This window comes from Halopelagius inordinatus (assembly GCF_900113245.1).
GTDB classification, from domain to species: domain Archaea; phylum Halobacteriota; class Halobacteria; order Halobacteriales; family Haloferacaceae; genus Halopelagius; species Halopelagius inordinatus.
In genome coordinates, this window is the sequence record NZ_FOOQ01000001.1 from 13,853 (window position 1) to 27,135 (window position 13,283).

Genomic DNA, 13,283 nt, shown 5'->3' on the forward strand with positions numbered 1-13,283 from the left:
CGCGAACGACACGGAGAGCCCGCTTTGCGGCGACCCACGGCCGGTGTCCGCCGCGCGAATTCGGGCCACGCAGAGCGATAGACCGGCCACCACTCACACACTCACCGACCACACAGATGCCCCACCAATGCACGAACTGCGGTAAGGTGTTCCCCGACGGCTCGAAGGAGATGCTCTCGGGGTGCCCCGACTGCGGCGGAAACAAGTTCCAGTTCCGCCCGTCCAGCGCGGGGTCAACCGCCGGTGCGGCGTCCTCGACGCGAAGCGAGGGGACGGACCGTTCCCCGCCGAGTTCGACTTCGACACCGACCGAGTCCGCCGGAGACCCGGATTCGGACACCGCCTCGTCCGACTCGCGACCGACAGAAACCGACCCCGGAGACGCCGCCTCCGACGCGTCCCCTTCCACCGGATCAGACCCGTCGAACGCGTCGAAGTCGCCGACGTGGGCTCGGACCGCCGAACGCGCCGCGGGCGCGGAAGGCGACGACCGACCCGCATCGGACACTCCAGAGAAACCGACCCGACCCGACGCGGCGGAGGACGCGACGGAACGAGAGGGCGGTCTCTCGGGCCGAGCGAACCGCGCGGGCAAGTCGGTTCGAGACTGGGTGAGTTCTCGGGGCACCGACTCGGCCGAGGACGACGACTCGACCGAAACTCCGCAAGCGCCGGAGAGCCAGCAGGAACCCAAGAGCCAGCAGGAACCCAAGAACCCGCCCGCAAACGTCGAATCCGAAGCCGAAGTCGAAGTCGACCCCGACCGTGAGGACTCCGCGCAGGCGAGCGCTCGAAGCGCCGTCGTCTCGCCCGACGAGATAGCGGCGGCGGCGGACCGCGCGGCCGTCGAGGACGCGGACGGTCCGCCCACGGACGCAGACGGGACCGTCATCGAACCGGAGAGCGACGAGCGACCCGCTCTCGACGACCTCCGCGAGGAACTCAACAGCCAGTTCGAGAGCATCAAAATCGTCGCACCCGGGGAGTACGAGTTGAACCTGATGGAACTGTACGACCGCACCGAGTACATCATCTCGCTTCGCGAGGACGGTCGGTACGTCATCGAAGTCCCCGACTCGTGGGACGACCGCGAAGACGACGACTAGCCGCGGCCCTCGGAGACGGCGACGTCGCCGCCCTGGGAGACGACGAAACGCCGAAACCGCCGATTTTCCCAGTCTCGTTCCGTCAGCCGGTGCTTTGGACCGTCTCCGCTCCGCGCCGTCGCGATTCCGGCGCGCTCACCCGATACTGAAGGCTTTAAGCGCACCGGCGAAATGGGTGATACCATGAGTCAGGCGACGAAACTCGTCCTCGGAACCGTCGGCATCTCGGCCGTTCTGTCCATCACGCTCATCGCGTTCATCGCGTTCGGCTGAAGGGCCTCGAACCCGTACACCGAACGAAATGTTCGAGACGCGCGAACTCCCCGACGATGTCGCCGCGGTCCGAGACGAACACGCCCCAGACAGCCTCGTCCTCGACGTGGCGGCGGACTTCGAGACGATACCGCCCGCCGCGGCGGAGGACCTCGGCCTGCTAGCGGAGTCTCTCGACCCGGCGACGTACCCCGCAGAGTGGCTCCCCGACGACGCTCCGCAACTGCTCGTTCGCTACGCCGGACGCGACTTCACCATCGGCATGCCGGGCGACGGAACGGTCGTCTGGACCCGACAGACCGTCCCGCCGACGGTGTTCGCGAAGGCCCGCGCGGAGGGGACGCCCGAGGAGTTCCTCGATTTCCTGTTGGCTGAGGCGTTCGTCCAGATCGGGACGGGCGCGCCCGAACAGTTCCTTCCCTTTTTCGGCGACCAGTACCGCGAACTCGACGACGCCGTCCCTCTGCCGCCGAACGACGTCTACCAGATAGCGACCGCTCTCTACGAGGCATGGGTCGGGCTCCAGACGCGGCCGACGTTCGAGTCGTGGGACGGCACCCATCCCCGTCTGTACGACGCGTGGACGGACGCCGGGGCGCGACTGCAGGGGAGACTCACGAACCTCCCGACGGCCGTCGCGCGCGGACAGACCTCGTTTGCGGACGCGACGGAGTTCGCGTGCTCGGCCGTCAAACACGGTCGGGAGTTGCCCGCGCCGTTCGCGGCACTCGACACGCAGGCGTACGTCGAGTACGGCGCGTCCTACGGGGTTCGGTGGGCGAAAAAGACGTTCGAGCAACTCGGCGGCCGGTCGGAAGCCGAGGAGTAGCGCGTCTCGCTGCCGAATCGACTCACGGCGGCCGGTTCCGCCGCGGCCGGTTCAGAAGTGACCCGAGACGGTCCCGTCGACGTCGAGTTCGATGACGCCGTCGAACAGGTCGCGGAACCGTTGGAGGGTCTCCTCTCCGTGTACCTCGTTCGAGAGGTGGAACAGGCCGACCGCGTCGTGTTCGCCGAGGAGTTCGAGGAGTTCCTCCGTCGCCTGCAACGCCCTGTCGACGTCGGCGTAGTACGCCATCTCGGTGACGGAATCGACGCTCACGCGCACTCTGCCCTCGTGGGATTCGAGGAATCGGCGCGTCTGCGTGACGATGCCGTCCAAGTCGTCGGGCGAGGAGACGTAGTGGACGTTGTCGCTGCCGCGTCGGGAGTATCCCCGTTCGACGGAGAGAGTGTCGAGGATGACGGCGCGGGACTCGTCTACGTCGTAGTGTTCGAGTTTCTGCTCGACTTCTCGGGCCGTGGTTCGCGTCGAGACGACGAGAAAGTGGTCCGTGTCGGTCTTCAGAAAGTCCGTGTCGATGCGGTCGGTTTCGCCGATGCTCGGATGTAAGAGCAGAATGCCCGTCCCGCCCGGAACTGTCTCCGGCGTGTTCTCGATGGCGAGGGTGTAATCCATACGCAAGCCTGCAAGCGAGCGAACTTAATTATGCGGGTGGCGGAATCGGCGGCGTCCGACGCTCCCCTGTTCGATTTTCGCCGAATCGCTCGCGCGGATCAAAACAGCGTGTCCGCCGTCGCGGCGCCGATGACGCTGAACACCGACCCGATGCTTACGGCCTTCAGCGTCACCGAGATGACGTCCCACTCCAAGGAGACGCCGAGTGCGGCGTACGACCCCTCGCTCACCAGATCACCGAGGAACGTCCCGGGCGCGTTGAACGAGACGGCGAGGAGAAACACCGAGAGATACGAGACGAGGATGAGAGAGATGAACCGGACGGGAATCCCGGCCACGTCGTCTTCTCTGTCCGGGTCTCTGCCGTCGTCGGCTTTGTACAGCGTTCCGTATCCGACGGAGAACACGATGACCACGGTCAACGCCGCCTGCACCCCCGACATCGCGCGGGCGAGGCTCCACACCTCCTCGGTCACGACGAACGGCCCCGCCAGGAGGAACCCGCCGACTATCTGTTGGGCCGTGTCCGAGACGGCGTACCGGCGTCCTCTACCCATACTCCGCCTGTTGGGACCCCGACTGATAAAGAACGCGTCGCGTCCTCGGACGGAACCCGGGTGATTTAGTCGTGGTAGGTCGTCCGACCGGTATGAGCGTTCGAGACGAGTTCGACGCCTGGGCGGCCGACGGCCGCGACAGAGGGATGGAGGACCGCCACTGGCACACCGCAAAGCACGTTCTCGCGCGCGTCCCCGTAGAGGAGGGCGACGTCGTCCTCGATTTGGGATGCGGAAGCGGGTACGCCGGACGCGCCCTCCGCGAGACGAAAGGCGCCGGGCGCGTCTACGGCCTCGACGGGTCGCCCGAGATGGCGCAGAACGCCCGGTCGTACACCGACGACGGCGCCGACGTGGGGTTTCTCGTCGGCGACTTCGACGAACTCCCGTTCGCCGACGACAGCATCGACCACGTCTGGAGCATGGAGGCGTTCTACTACGCGTCGGACCCCGACCACACCCTCGAAGAAATCCGCAGAGTGCTCCGCCCCGGCGGCACGTTCTTCTGCGCTGTGAACTACTACGAGGAGAACGTCCACTCCCACGAGTGGCAAGAGCGCATCGCGGTCAATATGACCCGGTGGTCCGCCGCCGACTACCGCGCGGCGTTCCGCGACGCGGGCCTCCACGTCGCAGAACAGGACAACATCGCCGACAGGGAGATAGAGATACCGCCCGAATCGGAGTTCCCGACCGAGAACTGGGAGTCCCGCCAAGCGATGGTCGAGCGGTATCGGACGTACGGGACGCTTCTGACCGTCGGCGTCGCGCCCTGAGTCGCTCTCGCGTTCACTCCCGACGTCGCGCTTCGACTTCGACGACGTGAGCGTCCGCCGCGTCGAACCCGATTTCTACCGCGCCGTCCAGTGGGTCCGTCGTCCGGAGCGTTATCCGGTGTCCGTCGCAGTCGACGCGGACGCGCGTCGTCTCGCCGAGAAACTCCGCGTCCGCCACTCGTCCCGTCAGTCGGTTCGCCGCCGTCACCGCTCTCGACGCCGGGGGGTCCGTCTCGCCGCCGTCGGCCGCCCCCGTCTCCGACACCGCGCTTCGGTCCGCCGACGGTCCGCCCGTCCCGCCCGCGACGACGCGCATCCGTTCGGGTCGGACGCAGAACGTCACCCGGTCACCGGTCTCGACGTCTCGGTCGGTCCCGACGAGATACGTCTGTTTTCCGACTGCGACGCGAACCGCGGACCCGGAGGCCCCGTCGGCCGATTCGTCCCCGACCCCCTTTGTTTCGTGTGGAGAGTTGGCTCCCACCGCCCGCCCGACGAAGACGTTGTTGTCGCCGACGAACTCCGCGACGAACCGCGTCTCCGGACTCCGGTACACCTCCCGGGGCGTCCCCACCTGTTCGACTCGGCCGTCGCTCATCACCGCGATGCGGTCCGAGACGGCTAACGCCTCCTCTTGGTCGTGCGTGACGTACAGCGTCGTGATATCCAACTCGGACTGTATCTCCTTTACCGTCACCCGCAGTCGTTCCCGCAGGCGCGCGTCGAGTGCGCTCATCGGTTCGTCCAAGAGGAGAAGGTCGGGCCCCGGCGCGAGTGCCCGCGCGAGGGCGATTCGCTGCTGTTGGCCGCCCGACAACTCGGTCGGGTCTCTGTCGGCCGCGTCCGGGAGGCCGACCAACTCCAGCAACTCCGCGACGCGTTCGTCGTGGGAGACGCCGCCCGGAGGGTCGGAAAATCGGAGGCCGTAGGCGACGTTCTCGCCGACGGTCATGTGCGGAAAGAGCGCGTAGTTCTGGAAGACGACGCCGACGCCGCGCGCCTCGGGGGGCACGCCGCGCATCTCCCGCCCGTCGAACTGAATCGACCCCGCCGTCGGGGATTCGAAGCCCGCGACGAGGCGGAGCGTCGTCGTCTTTCCGCACCCCGAGGGGCCGACGAGGGTGAAAAACTCCCCGTCCTCGATATCGAGGTTCACGTCCGAGAGCGCAGTCGTCCCGCCGTACACCATCTCCACGTCGTCGAGTTCGAGTCTCATCTACAGTCCACCTCCGCCGCCGTACCGCCCGCCGAACCGCTCTATCACGACGAAACTGACGCTCGTCACCAACAGGAGGAGACAGCCCATCGCCGTCGCCGGGCCGAGTCGCCGCCCGAGATATCGCTCGACGGCGACGGGCATCGTGTAACTCGTAGCGCCTTCCGCGAGGATGACGGTCGAGTCGAACTCGCCGATGCTGATGGCGAAGGCGAACGCCGCGCCCGCGACGACGCCCGCGGCGACGAGCGGAAGTTCGATATCGAGGAGGGCGCGGAGTCGCGTCGCGCCGAGACTGCGCGCGGATTCGACGAGTCGCGAGTCGAGATTGCCCAACAGGGGCGCGACGGTTCGCGTCACGAACGGGTACGCGCCGACGGCGTGGGCGGCGACGATGGCCGCCGCGCCCGTCACCCGCAGGCGGGTTCCGAACGCCTCCACGCCGAAGACGAGTCCGCGGAGCAGTCCGAGTCCGACGACGATGCCCGACACCGCAAGCGGTGCCATCGCGAGAGCGTCGACGACTTTCCGGCCGCGGAACGTCCGCGTCGTCAACACGGCCATCGCGACGCCCATCGGGAGGGCGACGGCGAGGGTGGCGACGCCGAACAGAAGCGAGTTGCGGACGGCCGGAAGCGGCCGCACCTGAAACGACGCCCCCGTCTGCTGGCGTTCGAGCAAGAACAGGTAGTGGTCGAGCGTCACCCCGCCCTGCGGGCCGGTGACGCTTCCGTACACCATCGACGCGATGGGAACGAGAAACACGGCGAGGACGACGACTGCGTACGCCCCGACGCCGACGCGGGTGAGAACCTCCCGAAGCGACCGGCTCGAAGGGAGGAGGCGTCGGCGCGGAAGGGGGCGCGCGCCCCGTCCGGCCCCGCGCTGTCTCCCTTCGTACCGGAGGTAGGCGTACGTCAGACCGAGAGAGAGCGCCGTCTCTATCACCGCGAGCGACGCCGCACGTCCGTACTCCAGATTCTGCACCTGCGAGTAGATGAACACTTCCACGGTGGCGAGTTGGAACCCGCCGAGAGCGAGGACGATGGGAAACGAGGCGAAGGTGAAGATGAACGTGAGCGTCGCCCCCACCGCCACCGCCGGGAGCAACTGCGGGAGGACCACGTCGTAGAACGCCCGCGCGGGCGACGCGCCGAGACTGCGCGCCGTCTCGACGGCGGAGGCGTCCACGCTCTCCCACGCCGACGTGACGACGCGGGTGACGAGGGGGGCGTTGTAGAAGGCGTGTGCGACGACGACGGCGGGGAGCGTGTACAGCAGGCTCAGTTGCGGGAGCCCGAGGAGTCCGAGAAAGCCGTTGAGCGTCCCGTTCTGCCCGAACGTCGCCACGAAGCCGATGGCGACCATTATCGATGGCATGACGAACGGGAGGATGGTCAGGGACCGGAGCGTCTCCCGGCCGCGAAAGGAGAAGCGCGAGAGTATCCACGCGCCCGGAAGACCGAGTGCGACGGAGGCGACGGTGGAGAGAAACGCCTGATAGGCGGTGAACCAGATGATATCGCGCAGGTAAAACTCCGAGGTGAGGATTTCGAGCAGGGGGTCCGCCGAAAGTCGGCCCCCGACGAGGACGGCATCCGCGAACACCGTCGCGACCGGGTAGTAGAAGACGACGACGAGGGTGAACGCCGTGGCGGCCGCTACGAGGGCGAGTGCGCGTCTCTCGGCCCAGCGACCGATCGCGCCGAGAGGCCCCGCCTCACTTGCTGGCGAACTGTCGGGCCCAGGCGTCCGTCCACTCACTGAGATTCCCTTTCAGTCGGTCGTACGAAAAGGTGACCGCCTCGGGCGGTTCCTTGGCGTACTGCGCGAACTCCTCGGGTAGTTCGGCGGTGGTCGTCGCGGGGAACTGCACGTTCCGCACGGCGATTTCCGATTGGACCTCCGGCCGAAGCACGAAGTCCATGAACCTGCGTGCGAGTTCGGAACGGTCCGTGCCGTCGAAAAGCGCCATCCCCTCGGGGTTGGCGTAGCCTTGGTCGTTCAGGAACCGAACTTGGTGTTTCGACAAGTCCTCGCCGGACTCTTCGGCGTACACCTGGTCAGTCGAGTAGGAGACGACCATCGGCGCTTCGCCGTTCGAGTAGGCGGCGTACGACGACTCCCAGTCGCCGACGACGCGCACGTCGTTTTGCTTCAACTCGTTCCAGTAGTCGAGGTAGCCGTCCTCGCCTTTCGCTTTCACCGTGTGGAGCAGAAAGGCCTGCCCCGTCGCACTCGACGTGGGGTTCTGCGTCAACAGGTCGCCCGAGAACTCCTCGCGCAGGAGGCCGTCGAACGTCTCCGGCGCGACGAAGTCGCCGTCTTCGCCCTGCGTCTCGTCGTAGACGAGAGAGATGTAGCCGGTGTCGTACGGGACGGCGCGTCCCTGCGGGTCGAACTCCAGAGACTCCTTTACGTCGCCGCGCCTGTCGAGTCCGTCGGCGGCGGTAAACAGCGGTCCGTCCAGTTTCTCGTCCAAGCGGATGAGCATGTTCACGTCGAGGCCGACGTACAGGTCCGCCTCGATGTCCGCGCCGCGCATCGCGCGTTCGATGTAGTGGTTGACGCCCGACTCCGGCGTCTCGTAGCGTATCGTCGCGTCCGTCTCGGACTCGAACCTCTCTTTCAACCACGCGCCCGGACTCGAACTCGGCGCGTCCACGAACGCGCCGTACGTCGCGACGACGAGGTCCGACTCCCCGCCGCCCGCCTCGCCCGTCGTCGTTCCGGTCGTCTCGGCGGGTTCGGTTCCGCCAGTCGTCGTCTCCGTCCCGCCCGTGCCGCCGCCGTCGCCCGAACATCCGGCGAGTCCCGCGACGCCGCCGACGCCCGCCGCCCGGAGGAAAGTCCGTCGTTTCATTACCCGGTAGTTGTACTGAGTGGTATTTAATACCCCTGACCTCTCGACGGTTCGTCGTCGAGGGAATCTGTTGGGGAACTGTTTTGTTCCTCCTCGCTAATCTGTCGCCGTGGCTCTGAACCGTCGCTACGCGTTGGGCGGTTTGTTCGTCCTTCTCGCGGTCGTCGCGGGCGTTCTCCTCTGGGAAGTCGTCGGTACCGTCTTCTTCGCCGTCACCGTCGCGTACCTCCTCTTGCCGGTCAGACGGCGACTCGTCGGCCACGGACTCTCGCGACGGTGGGCGAGTGTGGCGGCGACGACGCTCGCTTTCCTCGCCACCGTCGTCGTCCTCTCTCCGTTAGTCGTCGCCGCGGTCGTTCGCCTCGACACCGTCTTGGAACTTTTCGAACTCGTCCCCGACGTCATCCACGTCGAACTGTTCGGGTTCGTCTACGAGGCGACGCTCCAACAGGTGACGACGTTCGCCTCGACGTGGCTTCGACGAATCGGACGGCAGTCCGCCGCCGCCGCGCCCGTCCTCCTGTTGAAGGCGACGCTGTTTACGCTCCTCGTGTTCTCGCTTCTCTACTACGAGGAGGAGGCGCGAACCGCGGTGTTGGCCGTCGTCCCGCCGTCGTACCGCGGCGTGGCCGAGGCGCTCAACGACCGCGCGCGCGAGACGCTCTTGGCGATTTACGTCCTGCAGGCGGCCACCGCCGCCGGCACGTTCGTCCTCGCGTTCCCGGTGTTCTACCTGCTCGGCTACCAGTACGCCGTGACGCTCTCCGTCGTCGCCGCCGTCCTCCAGTTCGTCCCCATCCTCGGCCCGAGCATCCTGCTGGCGGGTCTGGCGGCGTACCACCTCGCCGTCGGCCAGGTGGTCCACGCCATCCTCGTCTTCTTTGCGGGCGGGTTCGTCATCGGGTGGCTTCCCGACGTTCTCATCCGCCCGCGCCTCGCCAAAGAGACGGCGGACATCCCCGGAAGCCTCTATTTCGTCGGGTTCTTCGGCGGGTTGCTCACTCTCGGTCCCATCGGCATCGTCGCCGGGCCTCTCGTCGTCGGACTCGTCGTCGAGTCCGCGCTGCTTCTCTCCGAGGAACTGAACGGGATTCCAGTCGAGGAGAAAGCGGGGCCCGACGGGCGCGAACCGGGCGACGAGAGCGCGCCACCCGACGGCGGCGTTCCTCCCGAAGAGACGCGGACGGACACCGAGTGACGACGCTCACCCGTCTGCGCCGACGAGGGGGCCGTCGCGTTCCTCCCACTCGGTGAGGCTTCCCTCGTAGAACGCGACGTTCTCGTAGCCCAGATACCGAAGGACGGTGTACGTGTGACTGATTCTCCGGGCGGTGTTGCAGTACAGCACTACCCGACTCTCCCGTTCGACGCCGTTGGACGCGAGGATGGATTCCAGTTCCTCCCGGGGTTTCAGCCCCCGCGTCTCCTCGTCGACGAGTTCGCGCCAGTCGAGGTTGACCGCTCCGGGGAGGTGCCCCTCCTCGTACTCCCACGTCTCGCGCGTGTCCACGACGACGCTCTCCCCGTCGTCGAGCGCATCGAAAACGAAGTCGTACCCGACCAGCGGCGTCGATTCGGGCTCCCGAGTCGCGTACGTCGTCGCCTCTATCTCGGTTTCGTCGCTCGTCGTCTCGCCTCTGCGGTTCCACGAACTGTAGTCGCCGTCGAGCAGATGCAGGCGTTCGGGCGGGTGGCCGTACAGTTCCGCGGTGACGAGAAACCGCGCGGCGAAGACGCCGTGGGTGTCGTCGTAGGCGACGAGGTGGCCGTCCCTCTCGACGCCCGCCTCGCTCAGCAGTTCCTCCCACGTCTCGACGCCCGGGAGCATCCCCTCGTCTCCCTCCGGACTCCGAAACGAGTCGAACGGCACGTTCACCGCGCCGGGGATGTGGCCGATGCCGTCGAACTCCCACGCGTCGCGCACGTCTATCACCCGCACCTCGTCAAGTCGTTCGCCGAGCCAGTCGGCTGACACGACGACGTTCTCGCTCATGGCGTCCCGTTGTTCCGGTGATTCCTTAGGTTCGCCCGTTCGGGACGCCATCGCCAGCTGTCAGAGAAAGTCGAACTACTTGCCGGTAAATCGGGACATGTTCTTCTGTCTGACTGTTCCGTGCGGGCTCTCCGCCGCCGCCGACGGGTAAACCGGCAACAATTTCCTGTTAGTGCGATGGGGGGCAGTACACGCCGTGGTTGTGGGGATTAAGCCAATCGAGTACGTAGGCGTGTACGTATGACAGACGACGGTTACGCGAAAGACGTTCTCGTCTCGGCGGACTGGGTCGAGGAGCACCTCGACGAGTTCCAAAGCGACGACTCCGAGTATCGACTCGTGGAGGTTGACGTGGACACCGAAGCCTACGACGAGGGTCACGCCCCCGGCGCAATCGGCTTCAACTGGGAGACGCAACTGCAGGACCAGACGACCCGAGACATCCTCTCGAAGGACGACTTCGAGGAACTGCTCGGCTCTCACGGCATCTCCGAGGACTCGACCGTCGTTCTCTACGGCGACAACTCGAACTGGTTCGCCGCCTACACGTACTGGCAGTTCAAGTACTACGGCCACGAGAACGTCAAACTCCTCGACGGCGGCCGCGACTACTGGGTCGAGAACGACTACCCCCTCTCCGAAGAGGCGCCGGAGTTCGACTCCGTCGACTACACGGCGAAGGGTCCGTTCGAGGGTATCCGCGCGTACCGCGACGACGTCGAGAAGGCGGTGAACAAGGGTCTTCCCCTCGTGGACGTCCGTTCGCCCGAGGAGTTCAGCGGCGAGATTCTCGCGCCCCCGGGACTCCAGGAGACGGCCCAGCGCGGCGGTCACATCCCCGGTGCGAGCAACATCTCGTGGGCCGCGACGGTCAACGACGACGGCACGTTCAAGTCGCCGGAAGAACTCCGCGACCTGTACGGTGACCAGGGCATCGACGGCGACGAGACCACCGTCGCGTACTGCCGCATCGGCGAGCGCTCCTCTATCGCGTGGTTCGCGCTCCACGAACTGCTCGGCTACGAGAACACCGTCAACTACGACGGGTCGTGGACCGAGTGGGGGAACCTCGTCGGCGCGCCCGTCGAAACCGGCTCCGGCGACGAGTAACGCCGCTCGAAGCCGCGGCTCGACGGTACTAGAACCTCTCTCATTTCGGCAGTGACCAACCCGAAGCGTCGGCTCTCTCCGACTCTTGTCCTAAGATCCGCTCACGCGTCGAACAGCGTCACTCGACCGCTCTCGTCGATACAGACCTCGTACCCGTGGTACTGGAACTGAACCTGCCCGAGGAACGACGGTCCCTCGTCCGCGGACCCCTCGAAGAGCGAGTCCAGCGCGTCGGGGTCGATAGCAGAATACAGCGGGCGCAGTTCCGTCGGTTCGACTCCTTCGGCGTCCGCAACCGTCTCGACGACGGCCATACTGGTCGGTTGGTCCGGAGTGAGAGAGTACGTGTGGTCACCGTGTCGCGTAGACTGACTCATTCGTTCCTCCCAAAGGACTCCCGGGGAATAGGGATTGTAGCTGGATGTACAGCTAGTGGCACTCAGCGTAACTATCTATCTAAACGAGCGGGCGGAGTCGGAACTCGGGGACCCCGGACGGGGTGGACGCGCTTTCGGCCCAAATCGGTCTCGGACCAGTAGGTCCCCGAAAGAGTTAGCGATAGTTCGGGCTCGGCCGCCCGCCTTCGCATCGCCGCACCTGTCGTGCTCTCGATTCGAGTCGGACGTCGACGACGGGCGCTCGTCGCACGCGTTTCCCGTGCCGATGGTTACAAACCTCGATGCGCCGTAGGGCGGCGTATGAACGGTCAGGACCTCGCCGCCGAACTCCGCGACGACCACGAGACGCCTTTCTCCCGACTCGGTTCCTCGAAAGCGCTGTACGCCCTCACCGGGGGAGAGATGGACGCCGCCCCCGTCCGCGCCGCCGCCGCGGACGACGCGCGCTCTCTCGCGTCGGTTCTCGACGACTGGGTCGGAGACGAGGACGACGACGACGTGGCGTCCCTCTTCGAAGAACTCGCAGAGACGGCCCGCGACCACGCCTCGTCGGTCGCACCCGACGACCACGAGTCGGGCGACGCCCCCGAGATGGACGCCGAACTCGCGGGGTTCTCCGACACGAAACCCCGACTCGGCGGCCTCCTCGCGCGCTATCTCGTCACGCTGAAACACGTCGAACAGATGGTCGGGTTCTTCGTCGGCGACGCCGACCCCCGCACCGCCTCGGAGTTCCGCGACCTGCGCGGCGATATCGAGGACGCCCGCGACAGGGTCGCGGCGACGCTGGACGAACTGTGCGACGAGGACGACGACTGGGCGAACGCCTCCCGTGCCGCGGACGCCGTCGTCGAGGTCGCCTACGACGACTACGTCGAGACGTTGGAGTCGATGGGCGTGAAACCGAAGAACGTCTGCTAGACCTCCACCTTTTTCGAGAGGGTGCTGCGCACCCTCTCCAAAAACCTGGAGGGAAAAAGGCCGGTCGCTCACTTCGTTCGCTCCCGGTGCGGCGACGGTGTCTTCGACCGCTCCCGTCTCCGCACCGCCTCGCCCGTCTTTGCTCGCCCCTTCGTTCACGACGTGGGGACTGTTCTCAAACTCCACCCGAAACGAAGGGGTTCGAAGCGAGAACGCCGTCAGACGGCCGTCAGACGCCCGAGACGCCGCTTCGGTACTCCTCGACGTGGTCGTAGGCCGACTCGACGCGCTCTCTGACCGTTCCGTCCGCCGCGTCGGCTATCTCGGTGAGTGCGTTCATGTGTCGGGCGAGTCGCCCGTGGTCCGGGCCGCGGTCGGCGGCGGCGAGGTCGGCCAACTGGTTCGACTGGTCGTAGATGCGCGATTGGAGTTCGCCCGACGCGTCCTCGGCGGCCGCCCGCAGGTCGTCGCTCGCGGCTTTCAGTTCTTCGTGTGCCATGCGCCGTCGTTTCCGTTCTCGTCGCAAAACAGTTCCCCCGGTGGCCGCGTTTGCGGCCATCTGAGACGGCTCCCCCGCGGACGTTTGGACCGGTTCGGAGGCGTCGTCGAAC

At 66.5% G+C, this 13,283-nt stretch carries 15 protein-coding genes; 7 read left to right on the forward strand and 8 right to left on the reverse strand.

Annotated features, from left to right (window positions below):
- Nucleotides 1–116: 116 nt before the first annotated feature.
- From BM167_RS00080 to BM167_RS00085, 3 genes are all read left to right on the forward strand, one after another.
- Nucleotides 117–1,106 (forward strand): OapC/ArvC family zinc-ribbon domain-containing protein, encoded by a 990-nt coding sequence (locus BM167_RS00080; RefSeq protein ID WP_092886971.1) that lies wholly within the window; start codon nucleotides 117–119, stop codon nucleotides 1,104–1,106.
- Nucleotides 1,107–1,289: 183 nt separating this feature from the next.
- Nucleotides 1,290–1,379, forward strand: coding sequence for a hypothetical protein (locus BM167_RS18995; RefSeq protein ID WP_449271679.1), 90 nt, complete (start codon nucleotides 1,290–1,292; stop codon nucleotides 1,377–1,379).
- Between the two features lie 28 nt (nucleotides 1,380–1,407).
- Complete coding sequence (locus tag BM167_RS00085; protein ID WP_092886974.1) at nucleotides 1,408–2,208, forward strand: DUF7089 family protein; 801 nt, start codon at nucleotides 1,408–1,410, stop codon at nucleotides 2,206–2,208.
- A 51-nt stretch (nucleotides 2,209–2,259) separates the two neighbouring features.
- Here BM167_RS00085 and BM167_RS00090 read toward each other — a convergent pair whose 3' ends face one another.
- Together BM167_RS00090 and BM167_RS00095 are read right to left on the reverse strand one after the other, a co-directional pair.
- Nucleotides 2,260–2,838 (reverse strand): DUF7090 family protein, encoded by a 579-nt coding sequence (locus BM167_RS00090; RefSeq protein WP_092886977.1) that lies wholly within the window; start codon nucleotides 2,836–2,838, stop codon nucleotides 2,260–2,262.
- Nucleotides 2,839–2,936: 98 nt separating this feature from the next.
- Complete coding sequence (locus tag BM167_RS00095; RefSeq protein WP_092886980.1) at nucleotides 2,937–3,395, reverse strand: DUF2391 family protein; 459 nt, start codon at nucleotides 3,393–3,395, stop codon at nucleotides 2,937–2,939.
- A gap of 92 nt (nucleotides 3,396–3,487) precedes the next feature.
- Between BM167_RS00095 and BM167_RS00100 the strand changes: the two genes are divergently transcribed.
- A complete protein-coding gene (locus BM167_RS00100) occupies nucleotides 3,488–4,171 on the forward strand; it encodes a class I SAM-dependent methyltransferase (protein WP_092886984.1) in 684 nt (227 codons plus the stop codon).
- Between the two features lie 13 nt (nucleotides 4,172–4,184).
- Here BM167_RS00100 and BM167_RS00105 read toward each other — a convergent pair whose 3' ends face one another.
- The 3 genes from BM167_RS00105 to BM167_RS00115 are packed head-to-tail and all read right to left on the reverse strand — an operon-like array spanning nucleotide 4,185 to nucleotide 8,250.
- The gene (locus tag BM167_RS00105) at nucleotides 4,185–5,387 is read right to left on the reverse strand and encodes an ABC transporter ATP-binding protein (RefSeq protein ID WP_092886987.1); all 1,203 of its coding nucleotides are present in this window, start codon (nucleotides 5,385–5,387) and stop codon (nucleotides 4,185–4,187) included.
- Entirely contained in the window at nucleotides 5,388–7,088 is a 1,701-nt protein-coding gene (locus BM167_RS00110; protein ID WP_177213302.1) for an ABC transporter permease, read from the reverse strand.
- A gap of 19 nt (nucleotides 7,089–7,107) precedes the next feature.
- Nucleotides 7,108–8,250, reverse strand: a complete 1,143-nt coding sequence (locus tag BM167_RS00115) for a thiamine ABC transporter substrate-binding protein (protein WP_092886995.1) — start codon at nucleotides 8,248–8,250, stop codon at nucleotides 7,108–7,110.
- A gap of 109 nt (nucleotides 8,251–8,359) precedes the next feature.
- Between BM167_RS00115 and BM167_RS00120 the strand changes: the two genes are divergently transcribed.
- Nucleotides 8,360–9,448, forward strand: coding sequence for an AI-2E family transporter (locus tag BM167_RS00120; protein ID WP_092886998.1), 1,089 nt, complete (start codon nucleotides 8,360–8,362; stop codon nucleotides 9,446–9,448).
- Between the two features lie 6 nt (nucleotides 9,449–9,454).
- On the opposite strand, the gene BM167_RS00125 is transcribed toward BM167_RS00120, so the two are convergent.
- Nucleotides 9,455–10,243: a sulfurtransferase gene (locus BM167_RS00125; RefSeq protein WP_092890979.1), complete on the reverse strand. Its 789-nt coding sequence runs from the start codon at nucleotides 10,241–10,243 to the stop codon at nucleotides 9,455–9,457.
- Between the two features lie 240 nt (nucleotides 10,244–10,483).
- Between BM167_RS00125 and BM167_RS00130 the strand changes: the two genes are divergently transcribed.
- A complete protein-coding gene (locus tag BM167_RS00130; RefSeq protein WP_092887001.1) occupies nucleotides 10,484–11,353 on the forward strand; it encodes a sulfurtransferase in 870 nt (289 codons plus the stop codon).
- 101 nt (nucleotides 11,354–11,454) lie between these two features.
- On the opposite strand, the gene BM167_RS00135 is transcribed toward BM167_RS00130, so the two are convergent.
- Complete coding sequence (locus BM167_RS00135; protein ID WP_092887004.1) at nucleotides 11,455–11,730, reverse strand: DdfA family disk-determining factor; 276 nt, start codon at nucleotides 11,728–11,730, stop codon at nucleotides 11,455–11,457.
- A gap of 321 nt (nucleotides 11,731–12,051) precedes the next feature.
- Between BM167_RS00135 and BM167_RS00140 the strand changes: the two genes are divergently transcribed.
- Nucleotides 12,052–12,672 carry a transcription antitermination protein gene (locus BM167_RS00140; RefSeq protein ID WP_092887007.1) on the forward strand — a complete coding sequence of 207 codons (621 nt, stop codon included), beginning with the start codon at nucleotides 12,052–12,054 and terminating at the stop codon, nucleotides 12,670–12,672.
- Between the two features lie 229 nt (nucleotides 12,673–12,901).
- On the opposite strand, the gene BM167_RS00145 is transcribed toward BM167_RS00140, so the two are convergent.
- Nucleotides 12,902–13,171 (reverse strand): DUF7553 family protein, encoded by a 270-nt coding sequence (locus BM167_RS00145; RefSeq protein ID WP_092887010.1) that lies wholly within the window; start codon nucleotides 13,169–13,171, stop codon nucleotides 12,902–12,904.
- Nucleotides 13,172–13,283: the final 112 nt, after the last annotated feature.